Genomic DNA, 22206 nt, shown 5'->3' on the forward strand with positions numbered 1-22206 from the left:
ACGGGTACGGGCGTCAGACGCCGAGGATCCGGCGGCCGCTCGCGAGCAGGACGGCGTCCTCCTGCGGCGGGTGGACACGAATGCAGAGCGCGTCGCGCAGGTACCGCTCCAGCGGCTGGTGCCGGGACAGGCCCGGGTTGCCCAGCGCCGCGACGGCGGCCTGGGTGGCGGCGATGACCGAGCGGGCGATGGCGACCTTGATCGCGGACAGCTCCGGCAGGATCGAGGTGTCGCCGGCCTCGACGCGCAGCAGCGCGCCGTGCAGCAGCGTCTCGGCCTGCACCACCTGCAGGTCGATCTCGCCGGCGACGGCCTGGATGCGTTCGGTCTGGGCGATCGGCCGGCCCAGCGCCGCGGGCACCCGCTCCCGGGCGAACGCGGCGAACGCCGACCGGGCGGCGCGGGCCACGCCGATGTAGAGGGCGGGGTGGCCGAAGCTGCCCGGCCCGGCGGCCGCGGCCGGGTCGCGGTAGACCCCGTCGGGGCCGCGCGGGATCTCCACGAACGCGTCGGCCGGGACGGGCACGTCCGTGTAGGTCACGTCGTGCGTGTTGGAGGCGCGCAGGCCGAGGTGGTCCCAGGTGTCGATCCACTCGATGCCGGGCAGGTCGCCGGGGACGATGACGTGGCCGACGCGGGGCCGCTGCGGGTCGCCGCCGGGCTCGTCGGCGACCGCCCACACCACGTGGTAGGCCAGGCCGGTGCCGCCGGTGGCGTAGGCCTTGCGGCCGTTGAGCACCCAGCCGCCGGCGGTGCGGGTGGCGGTGGTCTTCGGCAGGCCGCCCCGCGCGGGCGCGCCCAGCTCGGGCTCGGCCCGGATCGCGTTGGCGAGGGCCGGGCCGTCCAGCGAGCGGCGCAGCAGGTCGTCGTAGTAGGCCGCGGGCCAGGTCGGGTGCGCCGCCTGCCCGGCGTGGGTGATGAGCAGGTTGGCGGCGATGAGGCCGACCGAGGCGTCGCCCGCGCCGAGCGCGGTGAGGATCCGGGCGGTCTCGCGCGGGCCCGCGCCGGGGCCGCCGTACTGCCGCCCCACGGTGGCGGTGAGCAGCCCGGCGCGGTGCGCGGCGTTGATCCCCGGCCAGGGCAGGTCGCCGCTGCGGTCGTAGTCGCCGGCGTACTCGGCGACCTGGGCGGTGACCTCGGCCAGCGCCGCGTCGGACAGGTCCGGCGCGGCGAAGGTGTGCGCGGGGGCGTCGGTGCTGGTCACGAGCGGCCCGCCGTGGCGAGCTGGGCGTACTGCGGTGCGTAGTTGCCGGGGTGCTCGGCCTGCAGGGTGCCGCGCTGCCCGGTCCGCTCGCGGTGGGCCAGCTCCTGGCGGACCAGCGGCAGGATGTACCGGCCGTAGTCGACGGCGTCGGCGAGCGTGTCGTAGCCGCGGATCGACACCAGCGAGGCGCCCTGGTCGATGTAGTCGAGGATCGCGGCGGCCACCGTCTCCGGGGAGCCGACCAGCGCCGTGGACGCGCCGGCGGCGTTGGTCACCGCGGCGGTACGCGTCCACAGCGCCCGGTCGTAGAGCTCGGCCCGGTCGGCGAAGGCGAGGGCCCGCTGCGAGCCGACGTTCTGCGGCGTGCCCTGCCGGAAGCGCTGTCCGGCCAGGCCCGCCTTGGCGAACGTGTCGGCGATGCGGGTCGCGTAGCGGTGCGCCTTCTCCCAGGCCAGCTCGTCGGTCTGGGCGATGATCGGGCGGAAGGTCACCCAGATGCGCGGCAGCGTGGTCCGCCCGGCCGCCCGGGCGATCCCGTGCACCCGGTCGATCTCGGAGCGCAGGTCGGACAGCGGCTCGCCCCAGAAGCTGAAGATGTCGGCCTTGGCCCCGCCGACGGCGAACGCCTCGTCGGACTGCCCGCCGATGGAGATGGGGATGGGCGTGTCGTAGGGCGCGAAGCCGGGCCCGAACTCGTCGAACTTGTAGAACTCGCCGTCGTGGCTGAACGGCGCCGGCTCGGTCCAGGCGCGGCGCAGGATGTCGACGTACTCCGACGTGCGCGCGTAGCGGCGCTCCTTGGGCAGGTAGTCGCCCTGGCGGGCCTGCTCGGCGTCGCTGCCGCCGGAGATCAGGTGGACCACCGCCCGGCCCTCGGTGAGCTGGTCGAGCGTGGCGAGCTTCTGCGCACCGACGGTCGGGAACGTGGTATTGGGCCGCAGCGCGACGATCGGGCGGATCCGCTCGGTCAGCTGGCCCACGGCGCTGGCCACGACGAACGAGTCGGCGCTGCCGGAGCCGTAGGGCAGCAGCGTGTAGTCGTAGCCGCTGTCCTCCAGCGAGCGCACGTAGCGGCGGAAGTACGCCAGGTCGATGCCGCGGGTGGGGATCGGCTCGAGCTCGGTGGACGGGTTGAGGTGGGACAGGCTGATGAACTCGACCTTCGGCGAGGCGGTCGGCGGGATGGCGGGGCCGAAGACGGGCGCTGTGGTCATGCTGGATTCCTCTCCGCGGGTTGCTGACGGCGCCCGCCGCGCAACTCCTACTATGCCTATGAGTCTGATAGGAAATTAAACCGTCGTCCAATGCGGAATCCCGCTCGGCACCGATTGCGATTCGCGATCAGTCGGCCGGGGCCCGCACCGGCAGCCCGGCGTCGCGCCAGGCGGCGTAGCCGCCCTCGACGTGCGCCACGTCCGTGTAGCCGTCCGCGATCAGGGCCTCGGCGACCGGCCGGGAGCCGTTCACCGAGCCGCACACCACCACGACCGGGGTGTCCACGGCGACGGCGCCGAACACGGCCGGCAGGTCGTTGCGGTCGGCGATCACCGCGCCGGGGATGACGCCGTCGGCGGCCCGCCGGGGCGCGCTGCGCACGTCGACCAGGAACGCGCCGGCGGCGACCCGCCGGCCGGCCTCGGCCGGGGCGAGCAGCGCGGGCGCGGGGCCGGTGGCCACCGGCCGGCCGGGCAGCGCCGACCACTGCGACCACGAGCCCGGGTAGAGCGCGGCGCCGGGCAGGCCGGCGATGGTCAGCGCGGCGATCTCGTGCGCGGCGGTCACGCCGGAGCCGCAGTACACCCCGATCGGCCGGTCCTCGCCCGCGCCCAGCGCCGCGAAGCGGGCCCGCAGCTCGGCCGGGTCCCGGAAGGTGCCGTCCGGGTTGAGGTTGTCGCCGGTGGGGGCGCTGACCGCGCCGGGGATGTGGCCCGGGCGCGGGTCGATCGAGGCGTCCTCGCCGCGGTACCGCTCGGCGGAGCGGGCGTCGAGCAGCAGCCCGCCGCCGGTCACCAGGGCCTCGGCGCCGTCCGGGTCGAGGGCCGGCAGCTGCCCGGGCTTGAGCACCACGTCGCCCGGCTCGGCCCGCTCGGCACCGGTCGCGAGGGGGTGCCCGGCCGCCCGCCAGGCGGCGAGCCCGCCGTCGAGCAGCCGCACGTCGGCGAGGCCGGCCCAGCGCAGCAGCCACCAGGCCCGGGCCGCGGCGAGGCCGCCGTTGTCGTCGTAGGCGACCACGGTGTCACCGTCGCGGATGCCCCACGCGCGGGCGGCGGCCTGCAGCCCGGCGACGTCCGGCAGCGGGTGCCGGCCGGACCCGGCGGCCGGGGGAGCGGCCAGCTCGGTGTCCAGGTCGACGTAGACGGCGCCGGGGATGTGCCCGGCCTCGTACTGCTCCCGCCCGGGCGGTCCGCCGAGCCGCCAGCGGACGTCGAGCAGGCGCACGCCGGCGCGGCCCGCCAGTTCGGCGGCGGAGATGAGCACGGTCATGGCAGTGGGCCCTTCCTGCGTCGGTGGGTCAGGGTGCGACGAGGTCGCCGGCCGGGTCGCCCGGGCGCAGCGGGGGCTGCGGGACGACGCGGCCGCGCTCGCCGGTGCGCTCCCGGTGGGCCAGCTCCTGGCGGACCAGCGGCAGGATGTACCGGCCGTAGTCGATGGCGTCGTCGAGGTTGTCGTAGCCGCGGATCGACACCAGCTCGGCGCCGAGGTCGACGTAGTCGAGGATGGCCGCGGCGACCGTCTCGTAGCTGCCGACCAGCGCGGTCGAGGCGCCCAGCGCGCCGGTCGCGGTCGCCGTCGGCGTCCACAGCGCCCGGTCGTGCAGGTCCTTGCGCGCCGCGATCTCCAGCAGCCGCCGGGAGCCGGCGTTGGCCGGGCCGGCGCCGCCGTCCCAGCGCTTCGCCGGCAGCCACGGGCCGCCGCCCCGGCGCAGGACGGCCAGGATCTCGTGCGCCTTCTCCCAGGCCAGCTCGTCGGTGGCGGCCACGATCGGGCGGAAGGTGACCCAGATCCGCGGGGTGTCGGCGCGCCCGGCGGCGCGCGCCTCGGCGTGGATCCGCTCGATCTGGGCCCGGGTGTCGGCCAGCGGCTCGCCCCACAGCCCGAAGATGTCGCCGAGGGCGCCGCCGACCCGGTAGGCCTCGGCGGAGGAGCCGCCGACCGAGACCGGGATCGTGCCGTTGACCGGCCGGATGTAGGAGACGAAGTCCTCGAAGGCGTAGTACTTCCCGGCGTGATCGAAGGGCTCCCGGGCCTGCCAGACCTGGCGCAGGATGCGGATGTACTCCTCCTCCCGCTCGTAGCGCTCGGCCTTGCTCAGCCGGTCGCCCTCGCGGGCCTGCTCCTGGTCGCTGCCGCCGGCGATGCAGTGCACCACCGCCCGGCCGCCGGAGAGCTGGTCGAGCGTGGCGAGGGCCTTGGCCGCCACGGTGGGGTAGAGGGTGTTGGGCCGCAGCGCGACGATCGGCCGCAGCCGCTCGGTGAACCGGGCGATGGTGGCCGCGACGGTGAACGGATCGAACGACCCGGAGTGGTAGGCGACCAGCGTGTAGTCGAACCCGCCGTCCTCCAGCGCGCGGGCGTAGCGGTGCAGGAACGGCACGTCGACGCCCCGCTCGGCGGATCCGTTGACCTCGTTGGCGGCATTGACGCTGATGGCACTGATGAACTCGACCGGCACGTCGAAAGCATACTAATCCGATGGGAATACATCCAACGCGGAATCCGGCACAGAACCGATCGCGAAGCCCGATCGGTTTCCGCCCGCCCCGCTCGTGCGGGGGGTGCGCGGGGTGCGCCGGACGCGGCCGCGCAGGCGCAGGTGGGCCTGGGCCGGGTCTTCATCCGTGGGGATCACGTGACACTCCCTGCCGGGGCGGGCGGCGGCATCAGCTGCGAGTCGTAGGCTGTCGTCGTGACGGCCGTTCTTGGGCTTTCATCCACGATGAGGCGGAAGACGTCGGGGCGGGCGTAGTGCCCCACAACGTCGAAGTCGTACTTGGCTGCCGGGTTGAAGACGACCGGTGTGGCCTGGGCAACTGCCACCCGGACCGTCTGCCCCTTGGCTTCGAGGGTTTCCATCGATCCTCCCAGGTGCCACTTTGCCGAACAGTAGGTTCGGTATAGTAGACACATGGCTGGTCCCAACTTGCAAGCGGCCCTCGGCCAGCGGTTGCGTCGGCTCCGCGAGGAACGAGCGATGAGCGCGGCCGACCTCGCTCGCGCATCCGGGGTGGCGCGAGCGACCCTGTCCAAGCTCGAAGCCGGTCACGGCAACCCCACCCTGGACACCATCGGCGCGCTGGCGGCCGCGCTGCGCCTACCGCTCGTCGACCTCGTCGCGGAGCTGGCCCCACCCACCGTCAGGCTCGACCGCGCCCCGTCCGCCCGGACTCCAACGCCCAGCCAGCAACTGCTCACCCGGGTCGGCGGCAGCGGCATGACCGAGTTCTGGCGCTTGCGGCTCGGCCCAGGACAACGCCTCGACAGGCAACCGCACGCCACCGGCACCACCGAGCACATCACGGTCATCACGGGAAGCCTGCAGACCGGCCCGACGGACAACCTCCACGAAGTGACCCCGGGGGACTTCATCAGCTACCGGGCCGACATCCCGCACTCGTATGTCGCCGGAGACGACACCGTCCTCGCCGCCGTGGTCATGACCTACCTGCTGGCCCTGCCCGACTTCACCGCATGACGACTGTGTACCAGGACTCTCCGTGATCATGAAAAACCCATCGTGCGGCAGCCATGAACGTCATGATCACGGAAGTATTCGTCCGCCCCGGCTGTGCCGGTCGGGGCGAGAGGGCGGTCAGGCGGCGGGGACGCTGCACAGGTAGGCGCGGGAGGCGAAGAACTCGCGGCCGACGGCGCAGGCGGTGCGCTCGAGTTCCGGGTCGATGCCGCGCCGGGCCACGACGTGCAGGCCGATCGAGCCCAGGTCGGGCAGCTGGCGCAGCGCGGCCAGGCCGGCGGGAGTGCGGCCGGCGGAGGGCAGCAGTGCCACGCCGAGGCCGGCCCGCACCGCCGCGACCACGCCGTCGAGGCTGGTCGACTCGGCGGTGATGGTCGCGGCGCAGCCGATCCGCTCGAAGGCCTGCAGGGCCCGCCTACGTAGGCCGCACGGCTCCTCGAAGGCCACCACCGGCCACGGCTCGCCGGCCGCGGGCACCCGGAACTGGGGCGCGGCGTACCAGTGCAGGGGCAGCAGCCCGACCTCGGCGCCGGCCGGCTCCGGCCCGGCCAGCACCACGGCCAGGTCGAGGGTGCCGCGGGCGACCGCCTCGGCCAGCTGGGTGGAGCGGTCGATGCGGAACCGCACCGAGCGGCCGGGGAAGGCGTGCCGCAGCGCGCCGAGCAGCTGGGGCAGCATCTGGTCGGCCGCGTGCTCGGTGGAGCCGACCAGGATGACCCGGTCGGCGCTCACCTCCAGGCGGCGCAGCGACTCGTCGTGCACGGCGAGGATCCGCCGCGCCTCGACGAGCAGGGTCTGGCCGAGCACGGTCAGGCGTACCCCCCGGCCGGACTTCTCCAGCAGGGGCTCCTTGAGCCGCCGCTCCAGCGACCGGATGTGCTGGCTGACCGTCGACTGGCTCAGCCGCAGGGCGGCCGCGGCCCGGTGCACGCCACCGCAGTCGGCCACGGCGACGAGGCTGCGCAGGTGGGTCAGCTGAAGTGGATCAGACATATAGGGATTGTAGGAAATTGGCTGCCCGCTGGGTATGCCGTGCCGGGGTCGCGCCGGTCTCAGTCGCGCAGCAGCGGCAGCAGCCGGTCGCCCTGGCGCCTGATTTCCGGCAGGTACGGCGTGTCGGACAGGACAAAATGGGTGATTCCGAGGTTCTGGTACTTCCGCAGCGACTTCGCCACGTCCTCGGCCGACCCGACCAGCCAGGTGGTGCCCGCGCCCCCGCCGCCGAACCGGCCGGGCGCGGTGTAGAGGTTGTCGTCGAGCACCTCGCCGCGCCCGGCGAGGTCGAGCAGCCGCTGCTGGCCGACGGCGGTGTGCCGGTTGGGGTCGCGCACGATGCCGCCCCCGGCCATCGCCGCCACCTTGGCCTCGGCGTCGGCCCACGCCTCCTCGGTGGTGTCGCGGACCAGGGTGGTGATCCGCAGCCCGAACTCCAGCGGTGGCAGGTCCCGGCCGGCCTCCTCCGACAGCCGCCGGAGCCGCTCGATGCGCTCCTGGATGCCGTCGAGGGGCTCGCCCCAGAAGAGCTGCACGTCGGCCTCGGCGGCGGCGACCCGCTCGGCCGCGGCGGAGGCGCCGCCGAAGTACAGCCGGGGGTGCCGGCGCTCGCCGCGGGCGGCCGGGCGCGGCACGACGGTGGAGCCGGTGACGGCGAAGTGCTCGCCGTGGTGGGTGACGTTCTCCTCGGTCCACAGCCGGCGTACGAGCCGGATGAACTCCGCGGTGCGGGCGTAGCGGTGGGCCTGGTCGCCCTCGCTGTCGCCGTAGGCGGCCAGGTTGTCCCGGCCGGACACGACGTTGATCAGCACCCGGCCGCCGGAGAGGTGGTCGAGGGTGGCCGCGGCCGAGGCGAAGTTGGCCGGGCGCCAGTAGCCCGGCCGGACGGCGATGAGCGGCTGGAACGTGGTGGTCCGGGCGGCCAGCGCGGTGGCGACCGTGAACGTGTCGGGCCGGCCCCAGCCGGTGCCGATGAGCGCGCCGCCCCAGCCGTGCTCCTCCAGGGCCCGGGCCTGGGCGGTGAGGGTGTCCAGGCTGTTGTGGCCCGCGACGACGTCGTCGCCGCGGTGGCCGGGCTCGACCTGGTTGGGGATGTACCACAGGAACTGCAGACTCATCGACGGATCTCTCTTCCAGGTCCGGATCTATGGGCCGGATCACAGCTTTAAATCATATCGCTCCTATAGGTATAGTGTAGTTCTCCTCAGCCGTCGAGACCGCTCTCCGGCCTGCCTCGAACTTGGAAGAAGCCCATGACCGACCTGCGCACCACCATCGAGAACGCCGTACCGCCGCGCCGGCGATGGCCGTGGGCCGTCGCCGCCGCGTTCCTCGTGCTCGTCCTGGCCGTCGGCGTCGCCGTCGCGGTCAGCCGCGGCAAGGACGCCGGTGCCGGCCCGGCCGCCGGCGGCGCCCCGGTGCGCGGCGGCACGCTGCAGTTCGCCCTCATCGACTACCAGCGCAGCCCCGACCCCCAGTGGGGCACCAACTACGCCGAGTCGCTCATCGGCAACAACATCACCGACAAGCTGACCTGGCAGGACCCGAAGACCGGCGAGATCACCCCGTGGCTGGCGAAGTCCTGGGAGTACAACCAGGACCTCACCGAGTTCACCTTCCACCTGCGCGACGACGTGACCTTCAGCGACGGCAGCCCGTTCGACGCCGAGGTGGTCAAGGCCAACTTCGACCAGTACGTGCACGGCGACAAGGCGCTGGGCATCAGCCCCAACGGCGCGCCCCTGCTGCCCGGCTACCTCGAGACCCGCACCCCGGACAAGTACACGGCCGTGGTCCGCTTCGCCAAGCCGCTCGCCAGCTTCCTGCAGGCCTCCGCGTTCACCGCCAACGCCCAGCCGGGCTTCCTGTCCCTGTCGACGCTGAAGCTCAGCGCGAAGGAGCGCACCGATCCGGCCAAGGTCATCGGCACCGGCCCGTTCGTCTACGAGTCGTGGCAGGAACAGGTCAAGACCGTCCTGGTCAGGCGGAAGGGGTACCACTGGGCGCCGCCCGCGACCGGGCACACCGGCGAGGCCTACCTGGACCGGATCGTGTTCAACACCATCCCGGAGGCGAGCGTGCGGACCGGCTCGCTGACGTCGGGCACCATCGACGCGACGCTCGACGTCGGCACCACCGACGAGAAGCCGCTCGCCGCCCAGGGGTACACAATCATCTACCGGGGCGTGTCGGGCACGGCCATCTTCTTCAACCTCAACTCCCAGCTGTTCCCGACCAACGACATCGCGGTGCGCAAGGCGATCCAGCTCGGCTGGGACCGCGACGCGATCCGCAAGACGGTGCTGACCGGCTCGTACTCGGTGGCGACCTCGGTGCTCGCCCCGTCGGTCCCCGGCTACGCCGACTACAGCGGCACGGTCCTGCGCCACGACCCCGAGCAGGCCAAGCGGCTGCTCGACGCGGCCGGCTGGGCGCCCGGCCCGGACGGCATCCGGGTCAAGGACGGCAGGCGGCTGACCGTGAAGGCGCTCGGCATCAGCAACCTGGTGGTGAACAAGCCCGCCTACGAGTCGGTCCAGCAGGACCTCAAGAAGATCGGCATCGACCTGCAGCTGTCCGTGCTGCCGATCCCCGACTACACGGCGGCGGTGGCCAAGGCGGCCACCGACTGGAACATCACCGCCGCCAACCGCTCGCGCAACGACCCGGCGGTGCTCAACCTGCAGTACAGCCCGCTGCTGGGCAACGGCGCCTACGTCACCAAGGACTCCACCGGCGTCGACGTCGCCGAGGTCACCAGCGTGCTCGGCAAGCTCGAGCTCACCCTCGACCCGGCGCTGCGCAAGGAGTACGCCAAGGCCGCCCAGGACCTGCTGCTGGACAAGTACGCCCTGGTGAACCCGGTCTACAACCCGTCGCAGGTGATCGCCGAGGCGCCCTACGTGCACGGGATCATCTTCGACGCCCAGTCCCGCAACCACTTCGTCGACACGTGGAAGAGCAACGGGAAATGATCCGCTACGTCGCGCTGAAGGTGGGCCGGGCGCTGTTCGTCGTCTGGGCCGCCTTCAGCCTGACCTTCCTGCTGCTGTTCGTGCTGCCGGCCGACCCGGTCGACCTGCTCTTCGACCCCGCCGAGCTCAACACCGTCACCCCCGAGGTGCGGGCCCAGGTGGCGGCGAACTACGGGTTCAACCAGCCGGTCCTCGTGCAGTACGCCGACCGGCTCGGGCACGCCCTCACCCTCGACTTCGGCACCTCCGTGCAGTCCGGGCGGCCGGTCGCCGCGGCGATCGGCGACATGCTGCCCAGCACCCTCACCCTCGCCGCCGGGGCGCTCGGCCTGGCCCTGCTCATCGCCTTCGGCGTCGCGTTCGTGGCCACCTCCACCCGGCACGGCTGGGTCCGCGACCTGGTCGAGGCGCTGCCCTCCGGTGCGGTCTCGGTGCCGGTCTTCCTCTCCGGGGTACTGCTGCTGCAGATCTTCTCGTTCCGGCTCGGCTGGTTCCCGGCCTTCGGCAACGACGGCGTCCGCAGCCTGATCCTGCCGCTGGTCACCCTGGCCGTCCCGGTCTCCGGGCCGATCGCGCAGCTGCTCGTGCGCAGCTTCGGCACCGAGTTCCGGGCCGGCTACGTCACGACCAGCTGGGCCAAGGGCGCCACCCGCGGCCGGATCATCGTCGGCGACGTGCTGCGCAACGCGAGCCTGCCGGCGCTCACCATCGCCGGCATCACCTTCGGCAACCTCATCGCCGGCTCGGTCATCACCGAGACCGTGTTCGCCCGCAAGGGCATCGGCCGGATGACCCAGACCGCGGTCAACACCCTCGACGTGCCGCTCGTGCAGGGCATCGTCGTGCTGGTCGCGGCCACCTTCGCGGTGATCAACCTGACCGTCGACCTGATCTACCCGCTGCTGGACCCGCGGCTGCGGGCCACCCTCGCGGCGGGGAGCCCGTGATGCGCGGGGGACGGCCGGTGCTCGTGCTGGCGTGGATCGTGGTCCTGGTCGCGGTCGGCTGGGCGCTCGTGCCGCACCTGTTCACCTCCTACAGCCCATACGAGGGCGACAGCGGCGCCAGCTTCCTGCCGCCCGGCCCGCGGCACTGGTTCGGCACCGACCGGCTGGGCCGCGACCTGTTCGCCCGCAGCGTCTACGGCGCGCGCACCACGCTCACCGCCACCCTCCTGGCCGTCCTGATCGCCTTCGGCCTGGGCACCCTCGTCGGGCTGATCGCCGGGGTCGCCGGGCGGATCGCCGACACCGTCGTCATGCGCGTCATCGACGTGTTCCTGGCCATCCCGAGCCTGCTGCTGGCCATGGTGGTCGTGTCGGTGCTGGGGTACTCCACGGACAACATCGCCCTGGCGGTCGGCATCTCCTCGATCGCCTCCTTCGCCCGCGTCATGCGGGCCGAGGTGCTCGCCGTGACGACTCAGGACTACGTGCGGGCCGCCTACGGCTCCGGCGTCGGGCGGCTCGGCGTCGTCGTCCGCCACGTCGTGCCCAACGCCATCGGCTCGGTCGTCGCGCTCGCCGCGCTCGAGGTCGGCACCGCCGTGCTCGCCGTCGCCTCGCTGGGCTTCCTCGGCTACGGCGCGCCGCCGCCGCAGCCGGAGTGGGGCCTGCTCGTCGCCGAGGGCCGCGACTACGTCGCCGTCTACCCGTGGGCCTCGATCCTGCCCGGCGCGGCCCTGGCCGTCGTCGTCATCGCCACCCACCGCATCAGCACCTCGCTCAGGAAGGACCGCCGCCGATGACCGACCCGCTGCCGGCACCGCCCGACCCGCTGCTGCGGATCGCCGGGCTGGCCATCGACTACCGCACCGGCCGGCGCGGCCGGACCCCGGCCGTGCGCGGCGCGAGCCTGCACGTCGAGCCGGGCGAGTTCGTCTCGCTCGTCGGCGAGTCCGGCTCCGGCAAGACCACGCTCGTCCAGGGCGCGCTGGGGCTGCTGCCGGCCGCGGCGCGGATCAGCGCCGGCACGATCGCCTACTCCGGCGTCGACGTCACCGGCTGGACCGAGCGGCGCATGGCCCTGGTGCGGGGCAACTACGTGGGCTTCATCCCGCAGGACCCCAACACCGCCCTCAACCCGGTCAAGAAGATCGGCCGGCAGGTCGTCGAGGCGGTCCGGTTCAACCAGCCCCGGGGCAGCCGGGCCACGGCCGCCGAGCACACCGCGGCGGCGCTGCACAGCCTGCGCACCGCCGGGCTGCGCGACGCGGAGCGGGTCTTCGGGCAGTACCCCCACGAACTCAGCGGCGGCATGAAGCAGCGCGCCCTGATCGCCATCGCGCTGGCCGGACAGCCGAGGATCATCCTGGCGGACGAGCCGACCAGCGCGCTCGACGTCACCGTGCAGAAGGTCATCCTCGACCACCTGGCCCGGCTGCGCGCCGAGCTCGGTATCGGGATCCTCCTGGTCACGCACGACCTCGGCGTCGCGCTGGAGCGCTCCGACCGGATCCTCGTCATGCGCGACGGCGAGATCGTCGAGGAGGGCCCGGTCGAGCGCGTGCTGCGCGAACCGGCCCACGACTACACCCGGCGGCTGCTCGACGCCGCGCCCGCCCGGCACGCCGGCCGGCTCGCGCCGTCCTCCGGCGGGCCGCGGCCCGAGCCCGGCCCGGTCGTGCTGCGGGCCGACGGGCTCACCAAGACCTACCGGCTGCGCGGCCGGGGCCGGGAGCGGCAGCTGCGCGCCCTCGACGGCGCCGGCCTGGAGCTGCGCCGGGGCACCACGCACGCGATCGTCGGCGAGTCCGGCGCCGGCAAGTCGACCCTCGCCGGCATCCTGGCCGGGTTCACCGCCGCCGACGCCGGCACCGTCCACGCCGGCGACCGCGAGCTGACCGGGCTGCACCGGCGGGAGCTGCGGCAGCTGCGGCGGGACCTGCAGTACGTCTTCCAGAACCCGTTCACCTCGCTCGACCCCCGCTACACCGTCCGGCGGATCGTCGCCGAGCCGCTGCACGCCTTCGGCCTCGCGCCCGGCCGGCACCGGCGCACCGAGCGGGTCGTCGAGCTGCTGCGGTCGGTGGCGCTGGGCGCGGAGTACCTGGACCGGCTGCCGGCCCAGCTCTCCGGCGGGCAGCGGCAGCGGGTCGCGATCGCCCGGGCCCTGGCGACCGAGCCCGCGGTCCTCGTGCTCGACGAGGCGGTCAGCGCGCTGGACGTGTCCGTGCAGGCGCAGATCCTGCGGCTGCTGGCCGACCTGCAGGCCCGGCTCGGGCTGAGCTACGTGTTCGTCACCCACGACCTGGGCGTCGTACGCCTGATCGCCGACGACGTGACCGTGCTGCGCGACGGCGCCGTGGTCGAGACCGGGCCGGTCGAGCGGGTCTTCGCCGCGCCCGCCCACGACTACACCCGGTCGCTGCTGGAGGCGATCCCGGGCGCCCGGCTCGAACTGGTCGGCGACTAAGGAGGCGGCATGCTGCACATCAACGTCAACATCCTCAACGCCGGCGTGTTCGGCGGGTCGTGGCGCTTCCCCGGCACCGACCCCCTCGGCAGCTTCACGATCGAGCACTACACGTCGATCGCGCGGCGGGCCGAGGCGGCGAAGCTCGACGCGGTGTTCCTCGCCGACGGGCCGTCGCTGGACCCGAGCATCCGGTACCGCACGGCCAACAACCTGGAACCGACGACGGTCCTGGCCCGCATCGCCGCGCAGACCGAGCGGATCGGGCTGATCGGCACGCTGTCCTCGACCTACAACGACCCGGTGGAGCTGGCCCGCCGCCTCGGCGACCTCGACCACGTCAGCGGCGGCCGGTTCGGCTGGAACGTGGTCACCACCGCCGGCCCGGTCGCGGCGCGCAACTTCGGCCGCCCCGGCGAGCCCGAGCACGCGCTGCGCTACCGCCGCGCCGCCGTCGTCACCGAGCAGGTCGTCGCCGCCTGGGCGGCCCGCACCGGCCTCGCCTCGCCGCAGGGCCGGCCGGTCGTGGTGCAGGCCGGCGGGTCCAGCGACGGGCGGCGGCTCGCGTCCCGGGTCGGCGAGGTCATCTTCTCCGCCGACCAGGACCTCGACCACGCCCGCGCGTTCCGGGCCGAGATCCGCGCGGGCGCGGCCCGCTACGGCCGCCGCCCCGAGCAGATCGTGGTGCTGCCCGGCCTGTCCACCGTCGTCGGCGGCACCGAGGCCGAGGCCCGCGCCCGCCGCGCGCTGCTGGACGACCTGCTGCCCGACGCCTACGCCCGCGGCCGCCTCGCCGGCCAGCTCGGCATCAGCCTCGACGGGCTCAACGACGACGAGCCGATCCCGGCCGAGCTGCTCGTCGACCCCGACGAGGCCGGCGGCTCGCAGACCTTCTACCGGGTCGTCAAGGACATCATCGACCGGGAGCACCCGACCCTCGGCCAGCTGCTCAAGCGGCTCTCCGGGGGCGGCGGCCACCGGATCGTCGCCGGCACGCCCGAGCAGATCGCCGACGACATGGAGCGCTGGTACCGCGCCGGTGCCGCCGACGGCTTCAACGTGATGCCCGACGTGCTGCCGTCCGGCTTCGACGACTTCGCCGGCCAGGTGGTCCCCGAGCTGCGCCGCCGCGGCCTGTTCCGCACCGACTACGACGGCCCGACCCTGCGCGACCACCTCGGGCTCGGCCTGCACCCGGAGGTGACCCGCGCATGACCGCCCCCATCCTGCTGGCCCTGGCGGTCGGCGAGGCGGTGCCGCTGCCGGGCGCCCGCACCGTCGCCGCGGCCGCCCGCGCGGCCGGCGTCGCGGCGCTGCGGCTGCTCGACGGCCCGCCCGGGCACACCCTCGACCCGACCGTCGTGGCGGGCTACCTCGGCGGCGCCGTGCCCGGCCTCGGCCTCGTCGCCGAGATCCCCACCACCCACCACGCGCCCTACAACACCGCCCGCCGGGTGCTGTCGCTGGACCGGGCCGGCGGCGGCCGGACCGGCATCGCCCTGCGGGCCGGCGGCGGCGACGAGGTCAGCGACGTGACCGCGGCCGACCCGCAGGCGACCGGGCCGGCCCGCCGGTGGCAGGAGTACGCCCGGGTGCTGACCGGCCTGTGGGAGTCCTTCCCCCGCTCGGCGCTGCTCGGCGACCAGGCGGCCGGCATCGTCGCCGACGACGCGCTGATCGCGCCGATCGGCCACGAGGGCGCCTGCTACCGGGTCGCCGGCCCGCTGGACGGCCCGTCGTCGGTGCAGGGCCGCCCGGTCCTGGTCGCCGACCTCGGCGCCCTGGACGCGGCCGCGGTCGCCGAGTCGGCGGACGTCGTGGTGGCCGGCCGGGACCGGGCGGAGGGCGCGCACGCCGAGCTGACCGCGGCGCTCCAGGCGGCCGGCCGGTCCCGGCGGGAGGTCGCGCTGCTCGGCCGGGTCGAGATCGCCGAGGGCTCCCGGGTATCCGCCGCCGAGCTGCGCGCGTGGGCGGGCCGGGACTCGCTGGACGGGTTCGAGCTCGTGCCGGCCGGCGGCGCCGCGGCGGTCCTGGAGGTGCTGCGGACGCTGGTACCCCGGCTGGGCGGCCCGCGGCGGGCCGGGACGCTGCGGGCGGCGCTCGGACTGCCGGCGGTGCGGTCATGAGCGTCGCCGCGATCCTGGACCGCCTGCGGGCCGGCGCCGCCGAGCGGGAACGCGCCCGCGCCTACGCCTTCGACGAGGTCCGCGCGCTCGCCGAGCAGCGCATCACGCTGACCGGCATCGCCACCGCCGACGGCGGCGCGGGCGGCACCGTCCGCGACGTCGCCGACCTGGTCATCGCCATCGCCCGGGCCGACTCCAACGTGGCACAGGCGCTGCGCAGCAGCTTCCTCACCGCTAACCAGGTCGCGAGCCGGCCCGACCTGCCGCACCGGGAGCGGACCCTGGCCCGGCTGCGCGCCGGGGACCTCTTCGCCGGCACCAACAACGAGCGCAGCGGCGGGCCGAGCGGCAGCGTCAGCACCACGATCCGCCGCGACGGCGACGGCTACGTGGTCGACGGCGAGAAGTACTACTCGACCGGCGGCCTCTACGCCTCCTGGTTCACCGGTACCGCCACCGCCGAGGACGGCAGCGTGTTCGCCTTCACCGTCCCCGTCGACCGCGCCGGGGTGCAGCGCCTCGACGACTTCGACGCCGTCGGGCAGCGGCTCACCGCCAGCGGCACCACCCGGCTGACCGGGGTGCGGGTCGGCGCCGACGAGGTGGTGCCGCGCGGTACCGCCGGACTGGACAACCCCTGGCAGGGCTCGTTCGCCCAGCTGTACCTGGCCGCGGTCCAGGCCGGCATCGCCGCCGCCGCGCTCGACGACGCGGTCTGCTTCGCCCGCACCAAGGCCCGGCCGATCAAGCACAGCACCGCCGCCGCGAGCGTCGCCGACCCGTACGTGCGGCAGACCGTCGGCGAGATCGCCGCCCGCGCCCAGGCCGCCCGGGCCGTGGTCCTGCTGGCCGCCGAGTCGCTGCAGGCCGTGCGCGGCCTCACCGGCGCCGCGGCCCGCACCGCCTCGGCCGAGGCGGCCGTCGCCGTGGCCCAGGCCGGCGTGATCGCCGCGGAGTCCGCGCTGCGCGCCGCCGAGCTGCTCTTCGACGTCGGCGGCGGCTCGATCACCGCCCGCGAGCTGGGCTACGACCGGCACTGGCGAAACGCGCGTACCGTCGCCAACCACAACCCGCGGCAGTGGAAGGCCGCCGTCGCGGGCGCCTACCACCTCACCGGCGAGGAACCCCCGACCACCGGACTGTTCTGAGGGAGACCAACCGTGACCATCCCGCCCGACCGGGTCCTGGGCCGCACCGGCGTCCTGATCGGCCCGCTCACCCTCGGCACCATGAACTTCGGCCGGTGGCAGGAGGAGGCCGAGAGCATCCGGATCATCCACGCCGCCCTCGACGCCGGCATCACCGCGATCGACACCGCCGACGTCTACGCCCAGGGCGCGTCCGAGGAGATTGTCGGCAAGGCCATCAAGGGCCGCCGCGACGACGTCTTCCTGGCCACCAAGTTCCACGGCCAGATCGGCGACGACCCGCGCAGGGCCGGCAACTCCCGCCGGTGGATCGTCCGCGCCGTGGAGGACAGCCTGCGCCGGCTCGGCACCGACCACCTCGACCTCTACCAGGCGCACCGGCCCGACCCGAGCACCGACCCACGCGAAACGCTGCAGGCGCTCAACGACCTCATCCGGCAGGGCAAGATCCTCTACTACGGCACCTCCGTCTTCGGTGCCCACGAGCTGGTCGAGGCGCACTGGCTGGCCGAGCGGCACGGCCTGATCGCCCCGCACACCGAGCAGCTGCCGTACTCGCTGCTGGTCCGCGGCGCCGAGCGGGAGGTGTTCCCGGTGGTGCGCCGCTACGGCGTCGGCGTGCTCGCCTACGGGCCGCTCGCCGCGGGCTGGCTGTCCGGGCGGTACCGCGTCGGCGGCGAACAGCCCGAGTCGGCCCGGGCCGGGCTCATCCCCGGCCGGTTCGACATCGGCCTGGAGCGCAACCGGCGCAAGCTCGCCGCCGCCGACGCTCTCGCGGCCCTCGCCGAGCGGCACGGCCTGACCCTGGTCGACCTCGCCCTCGCGTTCGCGCTCAACCACCCGGCGGTCTCCAGCGTCATCATCGGGCCGCGCACCTTCGAGCATCTGGAGGCCTACCGCAAGGCGGCGACCATCGAGCTCGACGACGAGATCCTCGACCGCGTCGACGAGATCGTCGCGCCCGGCACCCACTTCGTCGAGCGCGACACCGGCCGCGACACGCCGTCGCTGCAGCCGGCCGCGCTGCGGCGCGACCGCCGGGAGGCCGGCCGATGACGTACCGCGCCGCCGAGGACCGCTACGACACGCTGGAGTACCGCCGGGCCGGCGACTCCGGGCTCGTCCTGCCCGCGCTCTCCTTCGGCCTGTGGCAGCGGTTCGGCACCGACCAGCCCTACGCCGCCCGCCGCGAGATCGTGCTGCGCGCCTTCGACCTCGGCATCAGCCACTTCGACAACGCCGACCGCTACGGCCCGCCGCACCGGGCCGCCCAGCAGTTCTTCGGCGAGGTACTGCGCCGGGACCTGGCCCCCTACCGCGACGAGCTGATCCTGTCCACCAAGGCCGGCAACCCGATCGGCGCCAGCCCCTACCTCAAGGGCGGCTCCCGCAAGTCGCTGCTCACCTCGCTCGAGCACAGCCTGCGCGACCTCGGCACCGACCACGTCGACATCTTCTACAGCCACAGCCCCGACCCGGCCACGCCGCTGGAGGAGACCGTCGGCGCCCTCGTCAGCGCGGTGCGGCAGGGCAAGGCGCTGTACGCCGGCGTCTCGAACTACGCCCCGGAGCGGACGCACGAGGCGGCCGGCCTGCTGCGCGCGGCGGGCGTGCCGCTGCTGGTCCACCAGCCGCGGTACTCCGTCTTCGACCGCCGCCCCGAGCAGTCCGGCCTGCTCGACCTCGCCGCCGAGGACGGCTTCGGGCTGGTCGTCTACTCGCCCCTCGCGCAGGGCCTGCTCACCGACAAGTACCTCGACGGCATCCCGGCCGGCGCCCGCGCGCTGCACAGCGAATTCCTCAAACCCGACGCCATCGACGACACCTACCGGGCCCGCGCCCGCGCCCTCAACGACCTCGCCCGCGGCCGCGGCCAGACCCTCGCGCAGCTGGCCCTGCAGTGGGTGCTGCGCCGGCCGCAGGTCACCTCGGCGATCGTCGGGGCCAGCTCGGCCTGGCAACTGGAGCACAACGTCCGCGCCCTGGACTTCCCGCCGCTGAGCGACGCCGAGCTGGCCCTCATCGACGAGCACGGCCTGCCGGACCTGGTACCGCTGCCGGGGCGCAAGCCGTGACCGCGCTGCATCTCAACCTGTCGCTGATGACGCCCGGGCACTTCCGCCACGCCTGGCGGCTGCCGCACGCCGATCCGCTGGCCTACCTGCAACGGCGCGGGCTGTTGCAGACCGAGTACGCCCACCCCACGCTGCGCGGCCGGCTCGGGCTACCGTGGCCGAAATCCCTGGAGGTACCCGCCTGATGTCCGCCGCCGATCGGTACGGCGACCCCGCCGCCGCCCTGCGCGTCGCCAACGACGTGCTCGCCGTGCAGCTCGCGCACCGCTCGGTGCGCCGGTTCGGCCCCCGCGACGTCACCGAGGACGAGCTCGACGCGATCGTCGCCGCCGCCCAGTCCGCGCCCACCTCGTCGAACCTGCAGCCGTGGAGCGTCGTGGCGGTGCGTGACCCGGCCCGCAAGGCCCGGCTGGCCGCGCTCGCCGGCAACCAGGCCTTCATCGAGCAGGCGCCGCTGTTCCTGGTCTGGGTCGCCGACCTGGGCCGGGCCCGCCGCCTGGCCGAGCGCAGCCGGCGCCCGCTCGGCGCCGCGGACTACCTGGAGAGCACCCTCATCGGCTTCGTGGACACCGCCCTCGCCGCGCAGAACGCGGTGGTCGCCGCCGCGTCGCTGGGCCTGGGCACGGTGTTCGTCGGCGCGGTGCGCAACCACCCGGAGGCCGTCGCCGCCGAGCTGGGCCTGCCGCCGCACACGATCGCCACCTTCGGCCTGTCCGTCGGCGCCCCGGACCCGTCGGAGCCGGCCGGCGTCAAGCCGCGCCTGCCCCGCGCGGCGGTGCTGCACCGCGAACGGTACGACGCGGCCGTGGTCGACGCGCACATCGAGCGCTACGACGCGACGCTGTCGGCCTACAACGCCCGCTTCGGCCTGCCCGGCAACTGGACCGACCGGGTGCTGCAGCGGCTGCGCGGCCCGGAGTCGATGGCCGGGCGGCACCGGCTGCGCCGCACCCTGGAGCGCCTGGGCCTGCCGTCGCGCTGACTTTTACCACGCGTTCGGCTGATTTCCCTCCCCTTGCGGCGCTAACTTGAAGGCGAACAAGAACCGCAAATCGGGAGCAGTGCGGACAAGCGGGGGACAAGGCATGAAACGGATGCTCGTTCTACTGGTCGGTCTTTTCCTGGCGGGCGGCGCGGTCGCGGTGCCGTCGGTCGCGAGTGCGCAGGAGTACCCGCCGCAGGCGCCGACCGGCAGCGTGTCCAGCGGCACGGTCGGTACCAACGGGTCGGTCACGTTCTCCGGCAAGAGCACGCCGTTCGACACCGTGACGGTCACCGTGACCTACGCGTCGGGGGAGAGCGATCCGCCGCGCACGGTCACGGCGGACGCCGACGGTAACTGGTCGCTGGTCGTGTCGCTGAGCCACGCGGGCGTGGCGACGCTGACCGCCGTCACCGCCCTGGGCACGGTGACCCAGCAGGTGGTCGTGCGCTCGGCTAGTTCGTCGGGCAGCGACCAGCTGGCCACGACCGGCATCGCGAACGGCAAGCTGCCGATGCTGGCGCTGCTCGGCTCGGTCATCGTCCTGCTCGGCGCGACCCTGATCCTGACCGGCGTGCGCCGCCGCAACCGCGCCGCCTCGGCCAAGTAGCGCCGGGCCGTCACCGGGCCGCCCGCCACCCCGGCGCGGCGGCCCGGGCGTATCGCTCCGCGATCATGTGTCTCCCGCCGCCGCATGGCGAGTTTCTCATGATCGCGGACCCTTACGGTACCTCTGGGTACATCGACCGTCCGCGATCACGAAAAACTCGTGGTGCGGGTGGCGACTTCGGCATGATCCCGGAGGGTTACGGTCGCGGTGCACCGCAGCCGAGCGTGGGCTCCCACGAGGTGCACGATAAGTCCAGGCACTTCGTGTCCGGACTTATCCGACTTATACCCCGACGCCGGATTCATACGTTTCAGGCCGAAGCTCGGCGCGCTGGGTGGCTGTCGTGGTGGCGGCGGCCGGGACCAAAGTCGGGGCCGCCGTGGAGGCCCGCTGGCGGGCCGGGGCTTCGGTGGCGCACGGGCCTCGGCCGGGGCGCGTCGTGGCGGCGGTCGGCCGTCGAGGGCCACGCGGCCGTCGATCGGCACGCGGCTGTCGAGGCCCACGCGGCTGTCGAGGGCCACGCGGCTGTCGACCGGCACGCGGCTGCCGAGGGGCACGCGGTCGGCGATGGGTGGGCGGGTGCTGGTCGGTGGGGTGGCGGTGGAGGTTGTGACAATGTGGCCAGCGACAGGGCGGGCCCGCGGTCACTAGCCTGAGGGTCACCGCATTGTCGAGTTTGAGGAGGCGTCGGGATGCAGGTCGTCGACACCGCGGCCATCGTCACCGGCGGCGCGTCCGGGCTGGGCGCGGCGACCGCCGCCGCGCTGGCCGCCCGGGGTGCCACGGTGTTCGCGCTGGATCTCGAGCCGGCCCTGGCGGGCGCGCCCGAGGTCAAGGGCGTGACCTACCTGGCCGCCGACGTGACCGACGCCACCACGGTCGGCGCCGCGGTCGAAACCGCGGCGGGCGCGGGCGTGCCGCTGCGGACCGTGGTGAACTGCGCCGGCATCGGGCCGTCGGCGCGCATCCTGGGCCGCAACGGGGTGCACGACCTCGGGCTGTACGCGAAGGTCATCCAGGTCAACCTGATCGGCACCTTCACGGTGCTGGCCCTCGCCGCCGAGCGGATCGCCCAGACCGAGCCCGGCGCCGACGGGCAACGGGGCGTGATCGTCAACACCGCGTCGGTGGCCGCGTTCGACGGGCAGATCGGCCAGGTCGCCTACTCGTCGTCGAAGGGCGGCATCGTCGGGATGACCCTGCCGGCCGCCCGCGACCTGGCCCAGCACGGCATCCGGGTCTGCACGATCGCGCCCGGCATCGTCGACACGCCGCTGCTGGCGACCGTGTCGGAGGAGTTCCGGGCCGGCCTGGCCGCCGGCGTGCCGTTCCCGCGCCGGCTGGCCCGGCCGGACGAGTTCGCGCAGCTGGCCCTCGCCATCGTCGAGCACGACTACCTCAACGGCGAAGTGATCCGGATGGACGGCGCGCTGCGCATGGCCCCGCGCTGACCCCAGGGCCGGGCAAAGCGGGGGATCAGAAGTCGCCGGCGTCGCGCCGCAGGTCGCTGATCGCCTCGACCAGTGCGGCGGCGGTCGCGCCGGGCAGCCAGGGGGCGGCGAAGACCTCGGCGTTGAGATCGGCGGTGGCGGCCTCGGCCAGCTCCCGGCCGGCGTCGAGCAGCTCCACCACCGTGGAGCGGCGGTCCGCCGGGTGCGGGGTGCGCCGCACCAGCCCGGCCGCCTCCAGCCGGTCGACGGCGTTGGTGACGCTGGTCGGGTGCACCTGCAGGCGGGCGCCGATGAGCGCCATCGGCAGCGACGACTTGCGGCTGAAGTAGAGCAGCATCAGCACCTCGTAGCGGGCGAACGTCACGCCGTGCGGCTTGAGCACCGCCTCGACCCGGGCCAGGGCGATCTGCTGGGCGCGCATGAGGGACGTGACGGCCGCCATGCCGCCGGCGGCATGGGCCCAGCCGTGCGCCGACCACTGCCGGTGGGCCTCGGCGATCGGGTCGAAGGGGAGCCCGCTGTCGGATGCCACAAA

Annotated in this window: 22 protein-coding genes and 1 pseudogene; 14 read left to right on the forward strand and 9 right to left on the reverse strand. The window is 74.2% G+C overall.

Annotated elements, in window-relative coordinates; all coding sequences use genetic code 11:
* Positions 1-13: 13 nt before the first annotated feature.
* The 6 genes and pseudogenes from ACQPXD_RS27060 to ACQPXD_RS27085 form a co-directional block, all read right to left on the reverse strand.
* Entirely contained in the window at positions 14-1204 is a 1191-nt protein-coding gene (locus ACQPXD_RS27060; protein WP_432843349.1) for an acyl-CoA dehydrogenase family protein, read from the reverse strand.
* Entirely contained in the window at positions 1201-2418 is a 1218-nt protein-coding gene (locus tag ACQPXD_RS27065) for an LLM class flavin-dependent oxidoreductase (protein ID WP_432843351.1), read from the reverse strand. Before ACQPXD_RS27065 ends, ACQPXD_RS27060 begins: the two co-directional genes overlap by 4 nt.
* A 127-nt stretch (positions 2419-2545) precedes the next feature.
* On the reverse strand, positions 2546-2800 hold the full coding sequence (locus ACQPXD_RS27070; protein ID WP_432843962.1) for a rhodanese-like domain-containing protein: 255 nt from the start codon (positions 2798-2800) through the stop codon (positions 2546-2548).
* A 42-nt stretch (positions 2801-2842) separates the two neighbouring features.
* Positions 2843-3688: pseudogene (locus ACQPXD_RS27075) on the reverse strand (sulfurtransferase); the annotation flags it as partial.
* Positions 3689-3716: 28 nt separating this feature from the next.
* Positions 3717-4877, reverse strand: coding sequence for an LLM class flavin-dependent oxidoreductase (locus tag ACQPXD_RS27080; protein WP_432843353.1), 1161 nt, complete (start codon positions 4875-4877; stop codon positions 3717-3719).
* Positions 4878-5050: 173 nt separating this feature from the next.
* Positions 5051-5278, reverse strand: coding sequence for a hypothetical protein (locus tag ACQPXD_RS27085; protein ID WP_432843355.1), 228 nt, complete (start codon positions 5276-5278; stop codon positions 5051-5053).
* A 52-nt stretch (positions 5279-5330) separates the two neighbouring features.
* On the opposite strand from ACQPXD_RS27085, the gene ACQPXD_RS27090 reads away from it, so the two are divergent.
* Positions 5331-5897, forward strand: a complete 567-nt coding sequence (locus ACQPXD_RS27090) for a helix-turn-helix domain-containing protein (RefSeq protein ID WP_432843357.1) — start codon at positions 5331-5333, stop codon at positions 5895-5897.
* 117 nt (positions 5898-6014) lie between these two features.
* Here ACQPXD_RS27090 and ACQPXD_RS27095 read toward each other — a convergent pair whose 3' ends face one another.
* Positions 6015-6890 (reverse strand): LysR substrate-binding domain-containing protein, encoded by an 876-nt coding sequence (locus ACQPXD_RS27095; protein ID WP_432843359.1) that lies wholly within the window; start codon positions 6888-6890, stop codon positions 6015-6017.
* 59 nt (positions 6891-6949) lie between these two features.
* Entirely contained in the window at positions 6950-8008 is a 1059-nt protein-coding gene (locus tag ACQPXD_RS27100; protein ID WP_432843361.1) for an LLM class flavin-dependent oxidoreductase, read from the reverse strand.
* A gap of 135 nt (positions 8009-8143) precedes the next feature.
* Between ACQPXD_RS27100 and ACQPXD_RS27105 the strand changes: the two genes are divergently transcribed.
* The 13 genes from ACQPXD_RS27105 (at position 8144) to ACQPXD_RS27165 (ending at position 21671) form a co-directional block, all read left to right on the forward strand.
* Positions 8144-9865: an ABC transporter substrate-binding protein gene (locus ACQPXD_RS27105; protein ID WP_432843363.1), complete on the forward strand. Its 1722-nt coding sequence runs from the start codon at positions 8144-8146 to the stop codon at positions 9863-9865.
* Positions 9862-10812 (forward strand): ABC transporter permease, encoded by a 951-nt coding sequence (locus tag ACQPXD_RS27110; RefSeq protein ID WP_432843365.1) that lies wholly within the window; start codon positions 9862-9864, stop codon positions 10810-10812. Before ACQPXD_RS27105 ends, ACQPXD_RS27110 begins: the two co-directional genes overlap by 4 nt.
* Positions 10812-11612, forward strand: coding sequence for an ABC transporter permease (locus tag ACQPXD_RS27115; RefSeq protein WP_432843367.1), 801 nt, complete (start codon positions 10812-10814; stop codon positions 11610-11612). Before ACQPXD_RS27110 ends, ACQPXD_RS27115 begins: the two co-directional genes overlap by 1 nt.
* Positions 11609-13279: a dipeptide ABC transporter ATP-binding protein gene (locus ACQPXD_RS27120; RefSeq protein WP_432843369.1), complete on the forward strand. Its 1671-nt coding sequence runs from the start codon at positions 11609-11611 to the stop codon at positions 13277-13279. Before ACQPXD_RS27115 ends, ACQPXD_RS27120 begins: the two co-directional genes overlap by 4 nt.
* Positions 13280-13288: 9 nt before the next feature.
* Positions 13289-14494: an LLM class flavin-dependent oxidoreductase gene (locus ACQPXD_RS27125; RefSeq protein WP_432843371.1), complete on the forward strand. Its 1206-nt coding sequence runs from the start codon at positions 13289-13291 to the stop codon at positions 14492-14494.
* A complete protein-coding gene (locus tag ACQPXD_RS27130; RefSeq protein ID WP_432843373.1) occupies positions 14491-15405 on the forward strand; it encodes a hypothetical protein in 915 nt (304 codons plus the stop codon). Before ACQPXD_RS27125 ends, ACQPXD_RS27130 begins: the two co-directional genes overlap by 4 nt.
* Complete coding sequence (locus tag ACQPXD_RS27135; protein ID WP_432843375.1) at positions 15402-16553, forward strand: acyl-CoA dehydrogenase family protein; 1152 nt, start codon at positions 15402-15404, stop codon at positions 16551-16553. Before ACQPXD_RS27130 ends, ACQPXD_RS27135 begins: the two co-directional genes overlap by 4 nt.
* 81 nt (positions 16554-16634) lie before the next feature.
* The gene (locus tag ACQPXD_RS27140; protein ID WP_432843964.1) at positions 16635-17609 is read left to right on the forward strand and encodes an aldo/keto reductase; all 975 of its coding nucleotides are present in this window, start codon (positions 16635-16637) and stop codon (positions 17607-17609) included.
* On the forward strand, positions 17606-18628 hold the full coding sequence (locus ACQPXD_RS27145) for an aldo/keto reductase (protein WP_432843377.1): 1023 nt from the start codon (positions 17606-17608) through the stop codon (positions 18626-18628). Before ACQPXD_RS27140 ends, ACQPXD_RS27145 begins: the two co-directional genes overlap by 4 nt.
* The gene (locus ACQPXD_RS27150; RefSeq protein WP_432843379.1) at positions 18625-18813 is read left to right on the forward strand and encodes a hypothetical protein; all 189 of its coding nucleotides are present in this window, start codon (positions 18625-18627) and stop codon (positions 18811-18813) included. The genes ACQPXD_RS27145 and ACQPXD_RS27150 overlap by 4 nt, the downstream gene beginning before the upstream one ends.
* Complete coding sequence (locus ACQPXD_RS27155; protein ID WP_432843381.1) at positions 18813-19610, forward strand: NADPH-dependent oxidoreductase; 798 nt, start codon at positions 18813-18815, stop codon at positions 19608-19610. Before ACQPXD_RS27150 ends, ACQPXD_RS27155 begins: the two co-directional genes overlap by 1 nt.
* A 112-nt stretch (positions 19611-19722) precedes the next feature.
* Complete coding sequence (locus tag ACQPXD_RS27160) at positions 19723-20220, forward strand: hypothetical protein (protein ID WP_432843383.1); 498 nt, start codon at positions 19723-19725, stop codon at positions 20218-20220.
* Positions 20221-20912: 692 nt separating this feature from the next.
* Positions 20913-21671 carry an SDR family NAD(P)-dependent oxidoreductase gene (locus ACQPXD_RS27165; RefSeq protein ID WP_432843385.1) on the forward strand — a complete coding sequence of 253 codons (759 nt, stop codon included), beginning with the start codon at positions 20913-20915 and terminating at the stop codon, positions 21669-21671.
* Positions 21672-21696: 25 nt separating this feature from the next.
* Here ACQPXD_RS27165 and ACQPXD_RS27170 read toward each other — a convergent pair whose 3' ends face one another.
* A complete protein-coding gene (locus tag ACQPXD_RS27170; protein WP_432843387.1) occupies positions 21697-22203 on the reverse strand; it encodes a MarR family winged helix-turn-helix transcriptional regulator in 507 nt (168 codons plus the stop codon).
* Positions 22204-22206: the final 3 nt, after the last annotated feature.

It is taken from the genome of Dactylosporangium sp. CA-092794, from assembly GCF_050948465.1.
GTDB lineage: Bacteria > Actinomycetota > Actinomycetes > Mycobacteriales > Micromonosporaceae > Dactylosporangium.